The organism is Salmonella sp. SAL00672 (assembly GCF_046552175.1).
GTDB lineage: Bacteria > Pseudomonadota > Gammaproteobacteria > Enterobacterales > Enterobacteriaceae > Salmonella > Salmonella enterica.
In genome coordinates, this window is the sequence record NZ_JBGDUQ010000013.1 from 73,084 (window position 1) to 91,169 (window position 18,086).

Below are 18,086 nucleotides of genomic sequence, written 5' to 3' on the forward strand. Positions count from 1 at the left end.
AGTAAATGATTCAGGGGAGTGTACGCAGCCAACACGGATACAGGTTGAAGGATGAAGTGTATGAATTCCACCTCGTTGTATGCCGCCATTGATCTCGGTTCCAATAGTTTTCATATGCTGGTCGTGCGCGAGGCGGCGGGAAGCATCCAGACGCTGACCCGAATAAAACGCAAGGTGCGTCTGGCCGCGGGTCTGAACAACGACAACCACCTTTCAGCCGAAGCGATGGAACGCGGCTGGCAATGCCTGCGTCTGTTTGCTGAACGTTTGCAGGATATCCCGCAGCCACAAATCCGCGTGGTTGCCACCGCAACATTGCGTCTCGCCGTCAATGCGGGTGAATTTATCGCGAAAGCGCAGACTATCCTTGGTTGTCCGGTGCAGGTTATCAGCGGCGAAGAAGAGGCGCGGCTGATTTATCAGGGGGTCGCTCATACCACCGGCGGCGCAGATCAGCGACTGGTGGTGGATATCGGCGGCGCCAGCACTGAACTGGTTACCGGCACAGGCGCGCAAACCACGTCGCTATTTAGCCTGTCCATGGGCTGCGTAACGTGGCTTGAACGCTATTTTAGCGATCGTAATCTGGCGCAAGAAAACTTTGATGATGCGGAGAAGGCCGCGCGCGATGTACTGCGTCCGGTCGCCGATGAACTGCGTTTTCATGGCTGGAAGGTCTGCGTGGGTGCCTCCGGCACCGTACAGGCATTGCAGGAAATCATGATGGCGCAGGGGATGGACGAGCGCATTACGCTCGCCAAACTGCAGCAGCTAAAACAACGCGCGATACAGTGCGGGCGTCTGGAAGAGCTGGAAATCGAAGGCCTGACGCTGGAGCGCGCGCTGGTTTTCCCAAGCGGGCTGGCTATTCTGATCGCGATATTTACCGAGCTGAACATCCAGAGCATGACGCTGGCAGGCGGCGCGTTACGCGAAGGGCTGGTGTATGGGATGTTGCATCTGGCGGTAGATCAGGATATCCGCAGCCGCACGCTGCGAAACATTCAGCGTCGGTTCATCGTCGATACCGATCAGGCAAATCGCGTGGCGAAGCTGGCAGATAACTTCCTCAAACAGGTAGAAAATGCCTGGCATATTGAGCCTATTAGTCGTGAACTGTTGCTGAGCGCTTGCCAATTGCATGAGATCGGTCTGAGCGTTGATTTTAAACAGGCGCCCTATCATGCCGCCTATTTAGTACGCCATTTGGATCTGCCTGGCTATACGCCCGCGCAGAAAAAATTGCTCGCCACCCTCTTACTGAATCAGACCAATCCGGTCGATCTCTCTTCGCTTCATCAGCAAAACGCGGTACCGCCCCGTGTTGCGGAACAGCTATGCCGTTTGCTGCGACTGGCGATTCTTTTTGCTGGTCGCCGTCGTGACGATCTGGTACCAGAAATTACGCTACGGGCGCTAAATGAAAATCTGACGTTAACCTTGCCTGGCGACTGGCTGGCGCATCACCCGCTGGGTAAAGAGTTGATTGATCAGGAAAGCCAGTGGCAAAGCTATGTACACTGGCCGCTGGACGTTCGCTAACCATCGTCTGATTGCCGGATGGCGCTTCGCTTATCCGGCCTACGATTTCGCTCGCTTTGCCGCCATCATGGCTTTCAGATTAGCCAGGTGACTTTGCCCTTTTTGCATTCGCTCCTCAGCGCTTACCACTTTGCGCTCCTGCTCCCAGATTAAATCATCCTGCGGGAGTTCTAACAGGAAGCGGCTGGGTTCCGGGCGCACCAGTTCCCCATACTGACGGCGCTCTTTACATAATGTAAAGGTGAGCTCTTTCTGCGCGCGAGTGATCCCAACATAGGCCAGCCGACGCTCTTCCTCAATATTATCTTCGTCAATGCTGCTTTGATGCGGCAAAAATCCTTCTTCCATTCCCACCATATAGACATACGGGAATTCCAGTCCTTTCGACGCATGAAGCGTCATCAACTGTACCTGATCCAGCTCTTCTTCGCTCTCGCCACGCTCCATCATATCGCGCAGCGTAAAGCGTGTAACCACCTGGGTCAGCGTCATCGGCTCATCGAGTTCGTTGCCTTCCAGCATCTCAGTCATCCAGCTAAAGAGCTGGTTAACGTTTTTCATACGCATTTCCGCCGCTTTGGGGCTCGGCGAGGTTTCGTACAACCAGGATTCATAGTCAATACCGTGGATGAGATCGCGCACGGCGGCGACAGGCTCGCGTTCGGCCAGACGCTGGATTTCCCCCAGCCAGTGGGTAAAACGCGTCAATGAATCGTAACCACGTCCGGTCAGCTTTTGGCTAAGTCCCATATCAAAGCTGGCGGTAAACAGGCTCTTATTACGCGTCATTGCCCATTCACCCAGCTTTTGCAGCGTGGCCGGACCGATTTCGCGTTTTGGCGTATTCACGATGCGCAGGAAAGCGCTGTCATCATCCGGGTTGGTCAACACCCGCAGGTAGGCCAGCAGGTCTTTAATCTCCGGACGGGAGAAAAATGAGGTGCCGCCGGAAATTTTGTACGGAATACGGTTCTGCATGAGGAATTTTTCAAATACCCGCGACTGATGATTCCCGCGATACAGAATGGCGTAATCCTTGTACTGGGTCTTGTTCACAAAGTGATGGGCAATCAGTTCGCCGGTAACGCGCTCAGCTTCATGTTCTTCATTGTTTGCGCTTAACACTTTGAGTTCCGCGCCGTAACCGAGCTCGGAAAAGAGGCGCTTTTCAAAGACGTGCGGATTGTTGGCGATGAGAATATTCGCCGCTTTCAGGATGCGGCCCGAAGAACGATAGTTTTGCTCCAGCTTAATCACCTGCAGCGCCGGAAAATCCTGGCTCAGTAACACCAGGTTTTGCGGACGCGCCCCGCGCCAGGAGTAGATAGACTGATCGTCATCGCCTACGACCGTAAAGCGCGCGCGTTGCCCGACCAGCAGCTTAACCAACTCATACTGGCTGGTGTTAGTATCCTGATATTCATCCACCAGCAGATAACGAATTTTATTCTGCCAGCGCTCGCGCACCTCGTCATTGCGTTGCAGCAGCAGCGTCGGCAGCAAAATCAAATCATCAAAATCGAGAACGTTACATGCCTTCATATGGGCGTCGTAAAGCCCGTAGCAGTGGGCAAAAATACGATCGCGTTCACCTTTCGCCCCCGCCGCTGCCTGTGCAGGCGTTTTGAGATCGTTTTTCCAGTTGGAGATCGTGGAGATCAGCTGTTGCAACAGAACCTTGTCGTCTTCGATCAGGCCTTCGGTCAGCTCTTTGAGCAAGGCGACCTGGTCGGTATCGTCAAACAATGAAAAGTTCGATTTCATCCCCAGCGCAGCGTACTCGCGCTTAATAATATCCAGCCCTAGCGTATGAAAGGTGGAGATCATCAAACCGCGCGCTTCCTTACGGCCGAGCGTCTGCCCGACCCGTTCTTTCATCTCACGCGCTGCCTTGTTGGTAAACGTCACCGCCGCAATATGCCGGGCCTGATAGCCGCATCCGCGGATCAGGTGGGCGATTTTATTGGTAATCACGCGAGTTTTACCAGAACCCGCTCCTGCCAGCACCAGGCAGGGTCCGGTGACGAATTCGACAGCGTGTTGTTGGCCGGGATTTAAACGCATGGGAATAGTGCTCAATCTTCGAACGGGGGAGGGATTGTAGCAGAAAGCGAGGCCCAGAGAAGACCAGGCTGCTTTTTCAGGCAGCCTGGAAAAGGTCAATCAGCAGGCTCTGGCGGCAAGCGGCATATAGCCATTACGCTGTGCGCTCTTGATCCAACTGAAAGAACCCATTAGCGCGATCGCCGTCAGCAGAACATACTCAAGCGACATCGCATAAACGCCCTGTACTGCATGATTTCCAACGGGCAGTATTTGAGTAATTCATAGAGCACTGGGTCGCGTACGACCTGGCGTAGCCCTAAAAGCCAGTCGTCTGGAAATTCTGCGTTTTTCATTATGTTCATGGTATCTCGCCCCTTGTCAGAAAGGACAGGACCGCCGTCCCGCACATCCGAAATACGCCTGCTAAAAATGCCGCTTATCTCCCGGTTCATTAAATCAGGCGGGACATCTGTCCTGTAATGGCGAAGAGTATATGTCTGACGGCCTAAGGAGTGATAAAGTGACGGCCAATCTTTGCGACGTGAGAACACAATAATGGCAAAAATGGCAGCAGCACTGCATATTCTTGTAAAAGAAGAGAAACTGGCTTTAGATCTTCTGGAGCAAATTAAAAACGGCGGCGATTTTGAGAAGCTGGCGAAGAAGCATTCTATCTGCCCATCCGGTAAAAAAGGCGGTCATTTAGGCGAATTTCGTCAGGGCCAGATGGTTCCGGCATTCGATAAAGTAGTCTTTTCCTGCCCGGTACTGGAGCCAACCGGCCCGCTGCATACTCAGTTCGGTTACCACATCATTAAAGTATTGTATCGCAAATAAAAAGCCGGGTGGCGGCTACGCCTTACCCGGCCTACATCGTCTGCTTGATTTTGTAGGTCGGGTAAGCGCTAGCGCCACCCGACACTGCCTACATTAACCCGCTACCGCAATGCGTTTCATATCCGTCATATAGCCGCGCAGTTTCTTACCTACCTGCTCAATCGCATGACTACGAATCGCGTCGTTCACGTCGCGAAGCTGTGCGTTGTCTACTGCGCCTTCCGGGATAGCACTACCCAGATCGCCCGGTTGCAATTCCGCCATAAACGGTTTCAGCAGCGGTACGCAAGCGTAAGAGAACAGGTAGTTACCGTATTCTGCGGTATCAGAGATAACCACGTTCATTTCGTACAGACGCTTACGGGCGATGGTGTTGGCGATCAGCGGCAGCTCGTGCAGTGATTCGTAGTAAGCGGATTCTTCGATGATGCCGGAATCCACCATAGTTTCGAACGCCAACTCAACGCCCGCTTTCACCATCGCGATCATCAGCACGCCTTTATCAAAGTACTCCTGCTCGCCGATTTTGCCTTCATACTGCGGCGCGGTTTCGAACGCGGTTTTGCCGGTCTCTTCACGCCAGGTCAGCAGTTTCTTATCGTCGTTAGCCCAGTCAGCCATCATGCCGGAAGAGAATTCGCCGGAGATGATGTCATCCATGTGTTTCTGGAACAGCGGCGCCATGATCTCTTTCAGCTGTTCGGACAGCGCGTAAGCACGCAGTTTCGCCGGGTTAGACAGACGGTCCATCATCAGGGTGATGCCGCCCTGCTTCAGCGCTTCGGTGATGGTTTCCCAGCCGAACTGAATCAGTTTTTCCGCATAAGCCGGGTCGGTGCCTTCTGCCACCAGCTTGTCGAAACACAGCAGAGAACCGGCCTGCAGCATACCGCACAGGATGGTCTGCTCGCCCATCAGGTCGGATTTCACTTCCGCCACGAAAGAAGACTCCAGTACGCCCGCACGGTGACCGCCGGTCGCCGCCGCCCAGGCTTTAGCAATCGCCATGCCTTCGCCTTGCGGATCGTTTTCCGGGTGAACGGCGATCAGCGTCGGCACACCGAAGCCACGCTTGTATTCTTCACGTACTTCGGTGCCCGGACACTTCGGCGCCACCATCACCACGGTGATGTCTTTACGGATCTGCTCGCCCACTTCCACGATGTTGAAGCCGTGGGAGTAGCCCAGCGCCGCGCCGTCTTTCATCAGCGGCTGTACGGAACGCACCACGTCGGAGTGCTGTTTGTCCGGCGTCAGGTTAACTACCAGGTCAGCCTGCGGGATCAGCTCTTCGTAGGTGCCTACTTTGAAGCCGTTCTCGGTCGCTTTACGCCAGGAAGCACGCTTCTCAGCAATGGCTTCTTTACGCAGGGCGTAGGAAATATCCAGACCGGAGTCACGCATGTTCAGGCCCTGGTTCAGACCCTGAGCGCCACAGCCGACGATGACCACTTTTTTACCCTGAAGGTAGCTCGCGCCGTCGGCGAATTCGTCGCGGCCCATAAAGCGGCATTTACCCAGCTGTGCCAGCTGCTGGCGCAGATTCAGTGTATTAAAGTAGTTAGCCATGATGGTGTACTCCGTGATGTTGTGTGTCGCGCTTATTGTTCGGTTTACAGATTGCTATCTGTGCGAATGAACCCACATTACAACAGGAAATTTATTGCGGAAATTGATATATTCACAACGTTATGTTGCGGTTTATGCAACGTCAAAAACCGGAGGTCTGTCTGTGGATTTACGCGATCTAAAAACCTTCCTGCATCTGGCGGAAAGCCGCCACTTTGGCCGCAGCGCGCGGGCGATGCACGTCAGCCCCTCCACGCTCTCCCGGCAGATTCAGCGGCTGGAAGAAGATCTCGGCCAGCCGCTGTTTGTGCGCGATAACCGTACGGTCACGCTGACCGAAGCGGGTGAAGAGCTGCGAGTGTTTGCCCAACAGACGCTTTTGCAGTACCAGCAGCTGCGCCATACCCTCGATCAGCAGGGGCCGTCCCTTTCCGGCGAACTCCATATCTTCTGTTCAGTGACCGCGGCATACAGCCACCTGCCGCCAATCCTCGACCGTTTTCGCGCCGAGCATCCCTCGGTGGAAATTAAGCTCACCACCGGCGACGCCGCCGATGCGATGGAAAAAGTAGTCACCGGCGAGGCCGATCTGGCAATCGCCGGCAAACCAGAAACGCTGCCCGGCGCAGTGGCGTTTTCGATGCTGGAAAATCTGGCGGTGGTGCTGATCGCCCCGGCGCTGCCCTGCCCGGTGCGTAATCAGGTTTCGGTCGACAAGCCAGACTGGTCGACGGTGCCGTTTATCATGGCCGACCAGGGGCCGGTACGCCGTCGCATTGAGCTATGGTTCCGCCGGCATAAAATCAGCAATCCGCAGATTTACGCCACCGTCGGCGGTCACGAAGCGATGGTCTCAATGGTGGCGCTGGGCTGCGGCGTGGCGCTGCTGCCGGAAGTGGTGCTGGAAAACAGCCCGGAGCCAGTGCGCAACCGGGTGATGATTTTAGAACGCAGCGATGAAAAAACGCCGTTTGAACTCGGCGTCTGCGCGCAAAAAAAGCGGCTGCATGAGCCGCTAATTGATGCGTTCTGGAAGATTTTACCGAATTAGTTTTACGGCCCTACCATTACCCGAACAGGCTTCCCAATACGGCTAAGCATATTCACCAGAGCATCAATGGTGAATTTGCTGCATTTCTTGTTGACGACATCCGAAACGCGCGGTCGGGATATATGCAAAACTGTAGCAACCTCGGCTTGCTTCATCTGGTTTTGCGTAATCCAGAGGGTAATTTCTTCCATTAGCTGTTGTTTAATGGCTAACGTGTTTTCGATTTCATTCAGGGAATCAGCGTAAAACTTTTCTGCGTCCTGCTTATGAAACCCCAAATCAGCAAAAACATTACCGCCAGATGGCGTCACATGGCGAATATCACTATCAGTTTTGGCAATCACAAGCTGTTTCTCCGTTGTTGCACCACCCGGTTATAACGCGTTCTGGCGATGTTTTTATCATGCTGACTGGTTTGTTGCGTCTGTTTTTGGAAACTATGCAAAACGTAGAGTGCTTCTTCAAACTTAGCGACATACATAACGCGATAGATACCATTGTTGTCACGAATACGAATTTCATTTACCCCAGCCCCAATTTCTGAAAACGGTTTCCAGTCATCGGGTTCAATTCCATACTGAATTTTGTGAAGCTGATAACCGACTGCTTTACGTACCGTTATGGGAAAAGCCAGGAGATCCTCCAGAGAAGATCCCACTCATCGAATTTCTTTTTCATTGGAGAGAGCTCGGGTGAGTAACATAACATCCTTGTGTATAAAATTTTATACATTGTTTTTAGCAGGTGCAAGTGATGGCGGTGCTAACGATATGGTGAGCCGAGTTTCACCACAAGCAGATTGGGCGCCTTCTGGAAAACGTCTCGCAAAATGAAATGAGTGGATGCTCCGGGCTGGCAGAAAAGCCCAATAACTGAGGGAAGATAATATCTGGATATCAGGCCCACTTTACTTTGTGGGCCCGAAAAACTAAACGCTGAATTAACCCGCCAGAAAGAACCGGAACGCCGGGTTATTGCTCTCATCATGGCATTCATAGCCCAGCTCATGCAGCCGGGTTTCGAAATCCGGCTCATGATCGCCTAACTCGAACGCCGCCAGCACGCGGCCATAATCGGTACCGTGGCTACGGTAATGGAATAGCGAAATATTCCAGTGCGTGCCAAGCGTATGCAGGAATTTGAGCAACGCGCCGGGCGACTCCGGAAATTCGAAACTATACAAACGCTCCTGTAATGGCTTGGAGGGGCGTCCGCCGACCATATAGCGCACATGCAGCTTCGCCATTTCATCGTCGGAGAGATCCACTACGCTATAACCGCCGTCGCACAGTTGGGTGATAATCTCTTTTCGCTCCTCCAGCCCCTGACTGACGCGTACGCCGACAAAAATACAGGCATTTTTCGCGTCGGCAAAACGGTAGTTAAATTCGGTGACCATACGCCCGCCAAGCAACTGGCAGAATTTGAGAAAGCTCCCCTTTTCTTCCGGAATGGTCACCGCCAGTAACGCTTCGCGCTGTTCCCCCAGCTCGCAGCGTTCAGACACATAGCGCAAGCCGTGGAAGTTGACGTTGGCGCCGGAAAGGACGTGCGCCAGGCGTTCGCCGCGAATATTGTGCTGGGCGATATATTTCTTCATCCCCGCCAGCGCCAGCGCGCCGGACGGCTCCGCCACCGCACGCACATCTTCAAACAGATCTTTCATCGCCGCGCAGATAGCGTCGCTATCGACTGTAATAATGTCGTCGAGATATTCCTGGCACAGGCGGAAGGTTTCGTCGCCGATGCGTTTTACCGCTACGCCTTCAGCAAATAACCCAACGCGCGGGAGATCCACTGGATGACCGGCTTCCAACGCCGCTTTCAGGCAGGCGGAATCCTCCGCTTCGACGGCAATCACTTTGATTTGCGGCATCAATTGTTTGATCAGTACCGCTACGCCCGCCGCCAGGCCGCCGCCGCCAACCGGCACAAAGACACGATCGAGATGCGAATCCTGCTGAAGCAGTTCCAGCGCCAGCGTGCCCTGCCCGGCGATCACCATTGGGTGATCAAACGGCGGCACCCAGGTAAAACCCTGCTGCTGCGCCAGTTCAATAGCTTTCGCTTTCGCTTCATCAAAATTAGCGCCGTGCAACAGCACTTCGCCGCCAAAACCGCGTACCGCATCGACTTTAATATCCGCCGTTGCTTTTGGCATGACGATCAGCGACTTCACGCCAAGCCGCGCGGAGGAGAACGCCACGCCCTGTGCATGGTTCCCCGCCGACGCGGTAATCACGCCGTGGGCTTTTTGTTCTTCGGTCAATCCGGCCATCATCGCGTAAGCGCCGCGCAGCTTAAAGCTATGTACCGGCTGCCGGTCTTCGCGTTTGACGAGAATAACGTTGTCCAGACGTGACGAGAGCTTTTCCATTTTTTGCAGCGGCGTCACCTGCGCCGCTTCGTATACTGGCGCGCGTAGCACCGCGCGCAGATACTCCGCCCCTTCCGGCGCGACTGACAGTGGTTGAGATTCCGCCATCATCAACCTCCCAGTTTCGATTTATCGCGCACCGCGCCTTTATCGGCGCTGGTCGCCAGGCTGGCGTAGGCACGCAGGGCAAACGAAACCTGACGCTGACGATTTTTCGGCGTCCAGGCTTTGTCGCCACGAGCTTCCTGCGCCTCGCGGCGTGCGGCGATTTCAGCCTCACTCAACTGCAACTGAATGCTGCGGTTCGGGATATCAATCGCAATAGTGTCGCCATCTTCAATCAACGCAATAGTGCCGCCGCTGGCCGCTTCCGGCGAAACGTGGCCAATAGAGAGACCGGAAGTCCCGCCGGAAAAACGCCCATCGGTGATGAGCGCGCAGGCTTTACCCAGCCCCATCGACTTCAGGAAACTGGTCGGATAGAGCATTTCCTGCATTCCCGGCCCGCCTTTCGGCCCTTCGTAGCGGATCACGACTACATCGCCTTCCACTACTTTGCCGCCGAGAATTGCCTCTACCGCGTCGTCCTGGCTTTCATACACTTTAGCCGGGCCGGTAAATTTAAGGATGCTGTCATCGACGCCCGCGGTTTTAACGATGCAGCCGTTTTCGGCGAAGTTGCCATATAGCACCGCCAGACCGCCGTCTTTGCTATAGGCATATTCCAGCGAGCGGATGCAACCCGCTGCGCGGTCGTCATCCAGCGAATCCCAGCGACAATCCTGCGAGAACGCCTGAGTAGTACGGATACCGGCAGGGCCAGCACGGAACATTTTTTTAACCGCTTCGTCCTGCGTAACCGTGATGTCGTACTGTTCCAGCGTTTGCGGCAACGTCAGGCCTAATACGTTTTTCACGTTGCGGTTCAGCAGCCCGGCGCGATCCAGCTCGCCTAAAATACCCAGCACACCGCCGGCACGGTGAACATCTTCCATATGGTATTTCTGGGTACTTGGCGCCACTTTACACAGCTGCGGCACCTTGCGGGACAGCTTGTCGATATCACTCATGGTGAAGTCGATTTCCGCTTCCTGCACCGCCGCCAGCAGGTGAAGAACGGTGTTGGTCGAACCGCCCATCGCGATATCCAGCGTCATCGCGTTTTCAAACGCGGCTTTGCTGGCGATGTTACGCGGCAGTGCACTTTCGTCGTTTTGCTCGTAATAGCGTTTAGTCAGTTCAACAATCCGCTTACCGGCATTGAGGAACAACTGCTTACGGTCAGCGTGAGTTGCCAGCAGCGAGCCGTTGCCCGGCTGCGACAGGCCCAGCGCTTCGGTCAGGCAGTTCATGGAGTTAGCGGTAAACATGCCGGAGCAGGAGCCGCAGGTTGGACAGGCGGAGCGTTCAACCTGGTTACTTTGATCGTCAGAGACTTTCGGGTCCGCGCCCTGAATCATGGCATCAACCAGATCCAGCTTGATAATTTTGTCTGAAAGCTTGGTTTTCCCGGCTTCCATCGGTCCGCCGGAGACAAAGATCACCGGAATATTCAGGCGCAGCGAGGCCATGAGCATCCCTGGGGTGATTTTGTCGCAGTTGGAGATACACACCATCGCGTCAGCGCAGTGAGCGTTCACCATGTACTCCACGGAGTCGGCGATCAGCTCGCGCGACGGCAGTGAATAGAGCATACCCCCGTGCCCCATGGCGATCCCGTCATCCACGGCAATAGTGTTGAACTCTTTCGCCACACCGCCGGAAGCTTCAATCTGTTCGGCGACCAGCTTACCGAGATCGCGCAGATGAACGTGACCCGGCACAAACTGAGTGAATGAGTTCACCACGGCGATAATCGGTTTGCCAAAATCACTGTCGGTCATTCCGGTGGCGCGCCACAGCGCGCGGGCACCCGCCATATTACGACCATGGGTGGTGGTGGCGGAACGGTACTTAGGCATGCTTTATTTACTCCCCATCTTTTCCCTTCATACTTCACGCCACAGGATCGTTGGCTGCCTCACTCACCCCAGTCACTTACGACAGTAAGCTTCTGGGGATTCGCTGCGTTGCCGCCTTCCTGTGACGCAAATTATTTTGGGAAAATATTAATTTTATTTATTATGAATTTACCGGATCCAACCAGCCCCATTTATCCTCGGTTTCTCCAGTGAAGAGACCAAAGAAGGCTTGCTGGATACGCTTGGTGACAGGGCCGCAACGGCCTTCACCTACCTGGATACCATCAACGCTGCGTACCGGAGTAATTTCTGCCGCGGTTCCGGACATAAACACTTCGTCGGCCAGATACAGCGATTCACGGGACAGCACCTGCTCGCGCACTTCAATACCCAGCTCTTTCGCCAGTTTGATGATCGCGTCGCGAGTAATGCCTGGCAGCGCGGAAGAGGTAAACGGCGGAGTAAACAGCACGCCATCTTTTACCTCAAACAGGTTTTCACCTGCGCCTTCGGAGATATAGCCGTTTACATCCAGGGCGATGCCTTCCTGATAGCCGTGGCGGCGCGCTTCGCTACCCACCAGCAGTGAGGAGAGGTAGTTACCGCCCGCTTTCGCAGCGGTTGGAATGGTGTTCGGCGCAGCGCGATTCCAGGAAGAAACCATCGCATCGATCCCCTGATCCAGCGCTTCGGCGCCCAGGTATGCCCCCCACGGGAACGCGGCGATGATGACGTCAGTGGTGTATCCCGGGGGCGGGTTAACGCCCATACCGACATCGCCGACAAATACCAACGGACGGATATAGGCGCTGGTCAGATTATTTTTACGAATTACGTCGCGGCAGGCTTCCATCAGCTCATCGATACTCTGGGAAACCGGAAAACGATAAATTTTTGCTGAGTCGCGCAGGCGCTGCATATGTTCACGATGACGAAACACTACCGGGCCTTTGTGAGAGTCGTAGCACCGAATCCCTTCAAATACCGACGTACCGTAGTGCAGCGCGTGAGACATTACGTGAACCTTCGCGTCTTCCCAGCGCACCATCTCGCCATTGAACCAAATATAATCAGCTTTTTTCGTCGTCATTTTTCTTCCTTTTGCGCTCAGGCGCGGATTTGTTGTGATGTGGCAGCGCTCTGGCAGATCGCGACATGCGCAACATCTACCAGTTTACTTAACTGACTAAACAGTAAGTCGACCGACCGGGGACTGGCAACGGTCAATTCAATATTTATATTCTGCGCATCGGTCGCGGCTTCCATATTCATGGAGCACACCTGAAAACCACGATGGCGCACCACGCGTAAAACACGTTCTAAGGTTTCTGGATTAAAGCGTGCCGATACATTGACCTGATGTTGCATCATGATAATTTCTCCAGCATTTCAGAGTTACTGGCGCCAGGCGGCACCAACGGCCAGACATTTTCAAGTTCGTCGATTGAGACGTGAAGCAGGTACGGCCCTTCGCTTGCCAACATCGTGTCGAGTGCCGCTTCAACCTGGTCTTTACGAGTAATGTGCTGGCCTGGAATGCCGAAGGCGCTGGCCAGCATGAGGAAATCGGGGTTATCGGTCAGGGTGGTTTCGCTATATCGCTCCTGGAAAAACAGTTGCTGCCATTGTCGAACCATCCCTAACCGCTGGTTGTCGAGTAAGACTATCTTCAACGGTAACTGCTTGCGTTTTACGGTGCCCAACTCCTGAACATTCATCATGAAGGAGCCGTCACCGGAGATACAGATAACGGTATCATTCGGTCGCGCTACCTGCGCGCCAACGGCCGCCGGTAAGCCGAATCCCATCGTCCCCAGACCGCTGGAGGTGATGAAGTTCTCCGGGCGGGTGTAAGTCATATGCTGGGCTGACCACATCTGATGCTGCCCCACATCCGTCGTCACCACGCTGTCTGCGGGTTTGCGTTCCGACAATTGCTTCAACAACAACGGCGCATAGATAGTCTCGCCAGGATGATCATAGCGCCAGGCGTGTTCTGCGCGCAGCTCTGCACAGGACTGACGCCATGCGTCGATCTTCAGCGGTTGCTGTAATGCCGGCAACAGCGAATTTAAATCGCCCTGCAACGCGACGTGTGCCTGACGCAGTTTGTTCATTTCCGCCGGGTCGATATCCATATGGATCACGCTGGCGTTCGGCGCAAACGTATTCAGCTTACCGGTCACCCGGTCATCAAAACGCGCACCCACTGCGATCAATAAATCACACTCTTGCACCGCGAAATTAGCCGCTTTAGTACCGTGCATTCCCAGCATGCCCAGATAGTACGGATAATCAGCTTCAACAGCCCCCAGCCCTTTCAGCGTGCAGGTAACTGGCATTTGCGTTACCGCGATAAATTTACGCAGCGCCGGAACTGCCTGCGCCATACCAACACCACCGCCGACGTACAGCATGGGTTTTTTCGCCTGTTCCAGCATCTGGCGCGCCTGTTCCGCATCAGCCTGCGGGAAAGTCGCTTCGTTATCAACGGTAGTAAACCAGGGTTCCAGCTCACCGCTGGCCAACTGGATATCTTTCGGGATATCCACCAGAACCGGGCCAGGACGGCCAGCGTTGGCGACTTCAAAAGCCTCCGCCATGATGCGCGGCAACTCTGCCAGCGACTGCACCAGGAAGCTGTGTTTGGTACAGGCCAGCGACAGCCCTAACACATCCACCTCCTGGAACGCATCGGTGCCGATGAACGGGGCGGAAACCTGACCCGTGATCGCGACGACGGGGACCGAATCTAACAACGCATCCGCCAGGCCAGTGATCAGGTTAGTGGCGCCAGGGCCGGAGGTGGCGATACAAACACCGGTTTTGCCGGTAGAACGGGCATAACCGATTGCCGCCATTGCCGCACCCTGCTCGTGTCGGCACAACAAATGCTCCACACCACCGTCATACAACGCGTCGTAAACCGGCATAATTGCGCCGCCAGGATAACCAAATACGGTTTTCACCCCCTGCGCTCGCAAAGCATGTACCACCCACTGTGCCCCGTTCATAGTTACATCCCCGTCGTAAATCTTGAGAAACAGAATTTTATGCTGTTATTCACGCTCTGCTCCTCGCTTAAGTTTTTCAGGCCAAAAAAAACCCCCGGACCTTTCGGTGCGGGGGTCTTAGTTCGTTAAGGCTTGATTTCTAAGCCTTTCCTCGTCCAAGTGCAGCCCCGCACGGTGGGATAATAATCACCACCACGCTAATCACGACCAGGCTAATCACTCGTAGAAGGGCTGTCATTTTTGTCTATTCTTGCATCTTGTTCGAAGGAATACCTAAAGAGTTACCATAGGTTTTGCCAATAGCACAAGATATTTTTTTAACCACATTTCAGATAATGCAGGTGAATGCCTAAAAGTGCTTTGTTTTTTATAAGAAAAATTAGCAACTGAAAAATTTTCACGTTTTCCTCCCCCTTTTGGCGCACTCTACACCCTGTTTTCCTTCTTTTCGCTTCTGCGAGCGCTCTCCCAGTTTGATGTTTCTTACCTGAAAATGACGCCAAAATTCAGGAATCAGCCGCTAAAAAACAAAAAGTCAGTAATTCGATTTTCTCTTCTATTCCGCATAATCCACGTAACAGGAGGGATTATGTCACTGGCGATTGTTCATACTCGCGCCGCACTTGGCGTCAATGCGCCGCCTATCACTATAGAGGTGCATATCAGTAGTGGATTACCGGGATTAACCATGGTTGGCCTACCGGAAACCACGGTAAAAGAGGCGCGTGACCGGGTACGTAGTGCGATTATTAATAGCGGATATGAATTTCCGGCTAAAAAAATAACCATTAACCTTGCTCCAGCCGATCTACCGAAAGAAGGCGGAAGGTATGACCTGCCTATTGCTGTTGCGCTTCTGGCCGCGTCTGAGCAGCTTACAGCGTCGAATCTTGAGGCATATGAGCTGGTGGGTGAGTTAGCGCTTACAGGCGCATTACGCGGCGTTCCTGGCGCAATATCAAGTGCAACGGAAGCCATCAGGGCCGGCAGAAATATTATCGTCGCAACAGAGAACGCGGCGGAGGTTGGGCTTATCAGCAAAGAAGGATGTTTTATCGCCGATCATCTACAAACCGTCTGCGCCTTTCTGGAAGGGAAACACGCCCTGGAAAGACCTTTAGCTCAGGATATGGCATCGCCTACCGCAACTGCCGATCTTCGCGATGTGATCGGTCAGGAGCAGGGTAAACGCGGCCTGGAGATTACAGCGGCAGGGGGACATAATCTGCTATTGATCGGCCCGCCGGGTACGGGTAAAACCATGCTGGCCAGTCGACTGAGCGGGATTCTTCCACCATTAAGCAATGAAGAGGCGTTGGAAAGCGCCGCGATCCTCAGTCTGGTTAATGCCGATACGGTACAAAAACGATGGCAGCAACGTCCCTTTCGCTCACCTCATCATAGCGCCTCACTTACTGCTATGGTCGGCGGCGGCGCAATACCCGCCCCGGGGGAGATATCGCTGGCGCACAACGGAATTTTGTTCCTTGATGAATTGCCTGAATTTGAACGACGCACACTGGATGCGCTACGTGAACCTATAGAATCCGGTCAAATTCATTTATCCCGTACCAGAGCGAAAATAACGTACCCTGCCAGGTTCCAGTTAATCGCCGCAATGAATCCCAGCCCGACCGGACATTATCAGGGAAACCATAATCGCTGCACGCCAGAACAGACACTACGTTACCTTAATCGGTTGTCAGGCCCGTTTCTTGATCGTTTTGACCTTTCGCTTGAGATACCACTTCCTCCGCCCGGGATTCTTAGCCAACACGCCTCAAAGGGTGAGAGCAGCGCTACGGTAAAAAAGCGGGTCATCGCCGCCCATGAACGGCAGTACCGACGCCAGAAGAAGTTAAACGCGCGTCTGGAGGGTCGCGAAATCCAAAAATACTGTGTTTTGCATCACGATGACGCCCGCTGGCTTGAAGACACGCTGGTGCATCTTGGATTATCCATTCGCGCCTGGCAGCGTTTACTAAAAGTGGCCAGAACCATTGCCGACATAGAACTGGCTGACCAGATCTCGCGTCAGCATTTGCAGGAGGCGGTAAGCTATCGGGCGATAGACAGGTTGTTAATTCATTTGCAAAAGCTGTTGGCGTAAAAAAAGGGCATTACGCCCTTTTTATTAATCATCAGCTTCGGTGTAGTCTTCTGCGCCTTCAACTTGCGGCTTGCCGCCAGACAAGGTGTGGAAGCGTTTTGGACGCTTGATACGCGTCATATACTTGGACCAGACGCGTTCTGCATCCGTTACCGGCTCGCGTTCGCCGCGACATACCGCTACAAACAGCTTCTCTTCTTCAGTCACAGGCTCACGCTTGCCAAGATCCAGATCATTAAAGGCATGACCATGACGCTCAAGCAGTTGTGCCTCTTTAATCGTGAAATCACCGTGACGAGAGAATCCACGTGGATAATGTTTATTGTCAAAATATCGATTAGTCGTCGTAAAGCTTTCCGCCATCCTGCACGCTCCTAATTCTTTGTCTGAGCTATTTATGGCGCGGAGTATTAGTTACGCTTGACAGAGTGTAAAACAAAACATTTAAATCATAACGACAAATAATTTTGTGGAGAGCACAGTGGATACGGAATTGTTAAAAACTTTCCTGGAAGTTAGCCGGACACGCCATTTCGGGCGGGCCGCAGAAGCACTTTACCTGACGCAATCCGCGGTGAGCTTTCGTATCAGGCAACTGGAGAATCAACTGGGCGTAAACCTTTTTACACGGCACAGAAACAATATCCGTTTAACCACGGCTGGCGAAAAACTTTTACCGTATGCGGAAACGCTGATGAATACGTGGCAGGCGGCACGTAAAGAGGTGGCGCATACCTCACGCCATAACGAGTTTTCCATCGGCGCCAGCGCGTCTTTATGGGAGTGTATGCTTAACGCCTGGCTGGGGCGACTGTACCAACTACAGGAGCCACAAAGCGGCCTGCAATTCGAAGCCAGAATCGCTCAACGGCAATCGCTTGTGAAGCAACTTCATGAACGCCAGCTTGATCTCCTCATTACTACCGAAGCGCCCAAAATGGATGAGTTCAGCAGTCAGCTGTTAGGGCACTTCACTTTGGCGTTATATTGCAGCAGCCCTGCCCGTAAGAAATCAGAACTCAATTATCTGCGGCTGGAGTGGGGACCAGACTTCCAACAGCATGAAACCGGGCTGATCGCAGCAGATGAAGTGCCGGTATTAACAACCAGCTCAGCCGAACTCGCCCGACAGCAGCTTAGCGCATTAAATGGCTGTAGCTGGCTTCCTGTAAACTGGGCAAATGAAAAGGGCGGATTACATACCGTTGCCGACAGCGCAACGCTTTCACGGCCGCTATACGCCATTTGGCTGCAAAACAGCGATAAATACTCGCTGATCTGCGATCTGTTAAAAACGGATGTGCTGGATGAACAATGAAAATGATGAAAAGAAAAAGAAGGGAACTTACGATTACCTGACCAGATAATCAGGTAATTTCAGGCAAAAAAAAATCCTTAGCAGATGCTAAGGATTATTTCTGGCAGGGGCGGAGAGACTCGAACTCCCAACACCCGGTTTTGGAGACCGGTGCTCTACCAATTGAACTACGCCCCTAATTAGGGTGGCGGAACGGACGGGACTCGAACCCGCGACCCCCTGCGTGACAGGCAGGTATTCTAACCAACTGAACTACCGCTC

General features: G+C 53.6%; 17 protein-coding genes, 1 tRNA gene and 2 pseudogenes. 5 read left to right on the forward strand and 15 right to left on the reverse strand.

The features are described from left to right. The first annotated feature begins 60 nt into the window (after window positions 1-60). Window positions 61-1,542: a guanosine-5'-triphosphate,3'-diphosphate diphosphatase gene (gppA, locus tag ACLJTG_RS21750; RefSeq protein WP_001089450.1), complete on the forward strand. Its 1,482-nt coding sequence runs from the start codon at window positions 61-63 to the stop codon at window positions 1,540-1,542. Window positions 1,543-1,581: 39 nt separating this feature from the next. Here the strand turns inward: gppA and rep are convergent, their stop codons facing one another. The 3 genes and pseudogenes from rep to ACLJTG_RS21765 all read right to left on the reverse strand — a co-directional run. Then, on the reverse strand, window positions 1,582-3,606 hold the full coding sequence (gene rep, locus ACLJTG_RS21755; RefSeq protein WP_001238842.1) for a DNA helicase Rep: 2,025 nt from the start codon (window positions 3,604-3,606) through the stop codon (window positions 1,582-1,584). Between the two features lie 99 nt (window positions 3,607-3,705). Beyond that, window positions 3,706-3,843 (reverse strand): annotated as a pseudogene (locus ACLJTG_RS21760) (nicotinamide riboside transporter PnuC); the annotation flags it as partial. Then, window positions 3,795-3,950, reverse strand: a pseudogene (locus ACLJTG_RS21765) (Crp/Fnr family transcriptional regulator); the annotation flags it as partial. The pseudogenes ACLJTG_RS21765 and ACLJTG_RS21760, both read right to left, overlap by 49 nt. A 193-nt stretch (window positions 3,951-4,143) precedes the next feature. Here ACLJTG_RS21765 and ppiC point away from each other — a divergent pair. Further along, window positions 4,144-4,425, forward strand: coding sequence for a peptidylprolyl isomerase PpiC (gene ppiC, locus ACLJTG_RS21770; protein WP_001096806.1), 282 nt, complete (start codon window positions 4,144-4,146; stop codon window positions 4,423-4,425). Between the two features lie 93 nt (window positions 4,426-4,518). Here ppiC and ilvC read toward each other — a convergent pair whose 3' ends face one another. Further along, window positions 4,519-5,994 carry a ketol-acid reductoisomerase gene (gene ilvC, locus ACLJTG_RS21775; protein WP_000024948.1) on the reverse strand — a complete coding sequence of 492 codons (1,476 nt, stop codon included), beginning with the start codon at window positions 5,992-5,994 and terminating at the stop codon, window positions 4,519-4,521. A 163-nt stretch (window positions 5,995-6,157) separates the two neighbouring features. Here ilvC and ilvY point away from each other — a divergent pair, with 163 nt between their 5' ends. Next, the gene (gene ilvY / locus ACLJTG_RS21780; protein ID WP_000365798.1) at window positions 6,158-7,045 is read left to right on the forward strand and encodes an HTH-type transcriptional activator IlvY; all 888 of its coding nucleotides are present in this window, start codon (window positions 6,158-6,160) and stop codon (window positions 7,043-7,045) included. Window positions 7,046-7,047: 2 nt separating this feature from the next. Here ilvY and ACLJTG_RS21785 read toward each other — a convergent pair whose 3' ends face one another. From ACLJTG_RS21785 to ilvL, 9 genes are all read right to left on the reverse strand, one after another. Then, window positions 7,048-7,389 carry a helix-turn-helix domain-containing protein gene (locus ACLJTG_RS21785; RefSeq protein ID WP_000560824.1) on the reverse strand — a complete coding sequence of 114 codons (342 nt, stop codon included), beginning with the start codon at window positions 7,387-7,389 and terminating at the stop codon, window positions 7,048-7,050. Continuing rightward, a complete protein-coding gene (locus ACLJTG_RS21790; protein ID WP_000535852.1) occupies window positions 7,386-7,703 on the reverse strand; it encodes a type II toxin-antitoxin system RelE/ParE family toxin in 318 nt (105 codons plus the stop codon). The genes ACLJTG_RS21785 and ACLJTG_RS21790 overlap by 4 nt, the downstream gene beginning before the upstream one ends. Before the next feature lie 282 nt (window positions 7,704-7,985). Beyond that, window positions 7,986-9,530 carry a threonine ammonia-lyase, biosynthetic gene (ilvA, locus tag ACLJTG_RS21795; protein WP_001518457.1) on the reverse strand — a complete coding sequence of 515 codons (1,545 nt, stop codon included), beginning with the start codon at window positions 9,528-9,530 and terminating at the stop codon, window positions 7,986-7,988. Between the two features lie 2 nt (window positions 9,531-9,532). Further along, a complete protein-coding gene (gene ilvD, locus ACLJTG_RS21800; RefSeq protein WP_410959062.1) occupies window positions 9,533-11,383 on the reverse strand; it encodes a dihydroxy-acid dehydratase in 1,851 nt (616 codons plus the stop codon). Between the two features lie 160 nt (window positions 11,384-11,543). Then, window positions 11,544-12,473, reverse strand: coding sequence for a branched-chain-amino-acid transaminase (gene ilvE / locus ACLJTG_RS21805; protein WP_000208528.1), 930 nt, complete (start codon window positions 12,471-12,473; stop codon window positions 11,544-11,546). Between the two features lie 17 nt (window positions 12,474-12,490). Next, a complete protein-coding gene (ilvM, locus tag ACLJTG_RS21810) occupies window positions 12,491-12,754 on the reverse strand; it encodes an acetolactate synthase 2 small subunit (RefSeq protein WP_000983260.1) in 264 nt (87 codons plus the stop codon). Further along, the gene (ilvG, locus tag ACLJTG_RS21815; protein ID WP_021000939.1) at window positions 12,751-14,397 is read right to left on the reverse strand and encodes an acetolactate synthase 2 catalytic subunit; all 1,647 of its coding nucleotides are present in this window, start codon (window positions 14,395-14,397) and stop codon (window positions 12,751-12,753) included. Before ilvG ends, ilvM begins: the two co-directional genes overlap by 4 nt. 2 nt (window positions 14,398-14,399) lie before the next feature. After that, window positions 14,400-14,450 carry a peptide IlvX gene (gene ilvX / locus ACLJTG_RS21820; RefSeq protein ID WP_192930503.1) on the reverse strand — a complete coding sequence of 17 codons (51 nt, stop codon included), beginning with the start codon at window positions 14,448-14,450 and terminating at the stop codon, window positions 14,400-14,402. A gap of 86 nt (window positions 14,451-14,536) precedes the next feature. Then, a complete protein-coding gene (ilvL, locus tag ACLJTG_RS21825) occupies window positions 14,537-14,635 on the reverse strand; it encodes an ilv operon leader peptide (protein ID WP_001311244.1) in 99 nt (32 codons plus the stop codon). A 351-nt stretch (window positions 14,636-14,986) separates the two neighbouring features. Between ilvL and ACLJTG_RS21830 the strand changes: the two genes are divergently transcribed. Further along, window positions 14,987-16,507: a YifB family Mg chelatase-like AAA ATPase gene (locus ACLJTG_RS21830; protein ID WP_001661513.1), complete on the forward strand. Its 1,521-nt coding sequence runs from the start codon at window positions 14,987-14,989 to the stop codon at window positions 16,505-16,507. Between the two features lie 24 nt (window positions 16,508-16,531). Here ACLJTG_RS21830 and maoP read toward each other — a convergent pair whose 3' ends face one another. Further along, the gene (maoP, locus tag ACLJTG_RS21835; RefSeq protein ID WP_000840996.1) at window positions 16,532-16,870 is read right to left on the reverse strand and encodes a macrodomain Ori organization protein MaoP; all 339 of its coding nucleotides are present in this window, start codon (window positions 16,868-16,870) and stop codon (window positions 16,532-16,534) included. Window positions 16,871-16,976: 106 nt separating this feature from the next. Between maoP and hdfR the strand changes: the two genes are divergently transcribed. After that, the gene (hdfR, locus tag ACLJTG_RS21840; protein ID WP_001541181.1) at window positions 16,977-17,825 is read left to right on the forward strand and encodes an HTH-type transcriptional regulator HdfR; all 849 of its coding nucleotides are present in this window, start codon (window positions 16,977-16,979) and stop codon (window positions 17,823-17,825) included. A 101-nt stretch (window positions 17,826-17,926) separates the two neighbouring features. Here the strand turns inward: hdfR and ACLJTG_RS21845 are convergent. Continuing rightward, a tRNA-Trp gene (locus ACLJTG_RS21845) sits at window positions 17,927-18,002 on the reverse strand. Between the last annotated feature and the right edge of the window lie 84 nt (window positions 18,003-18,086).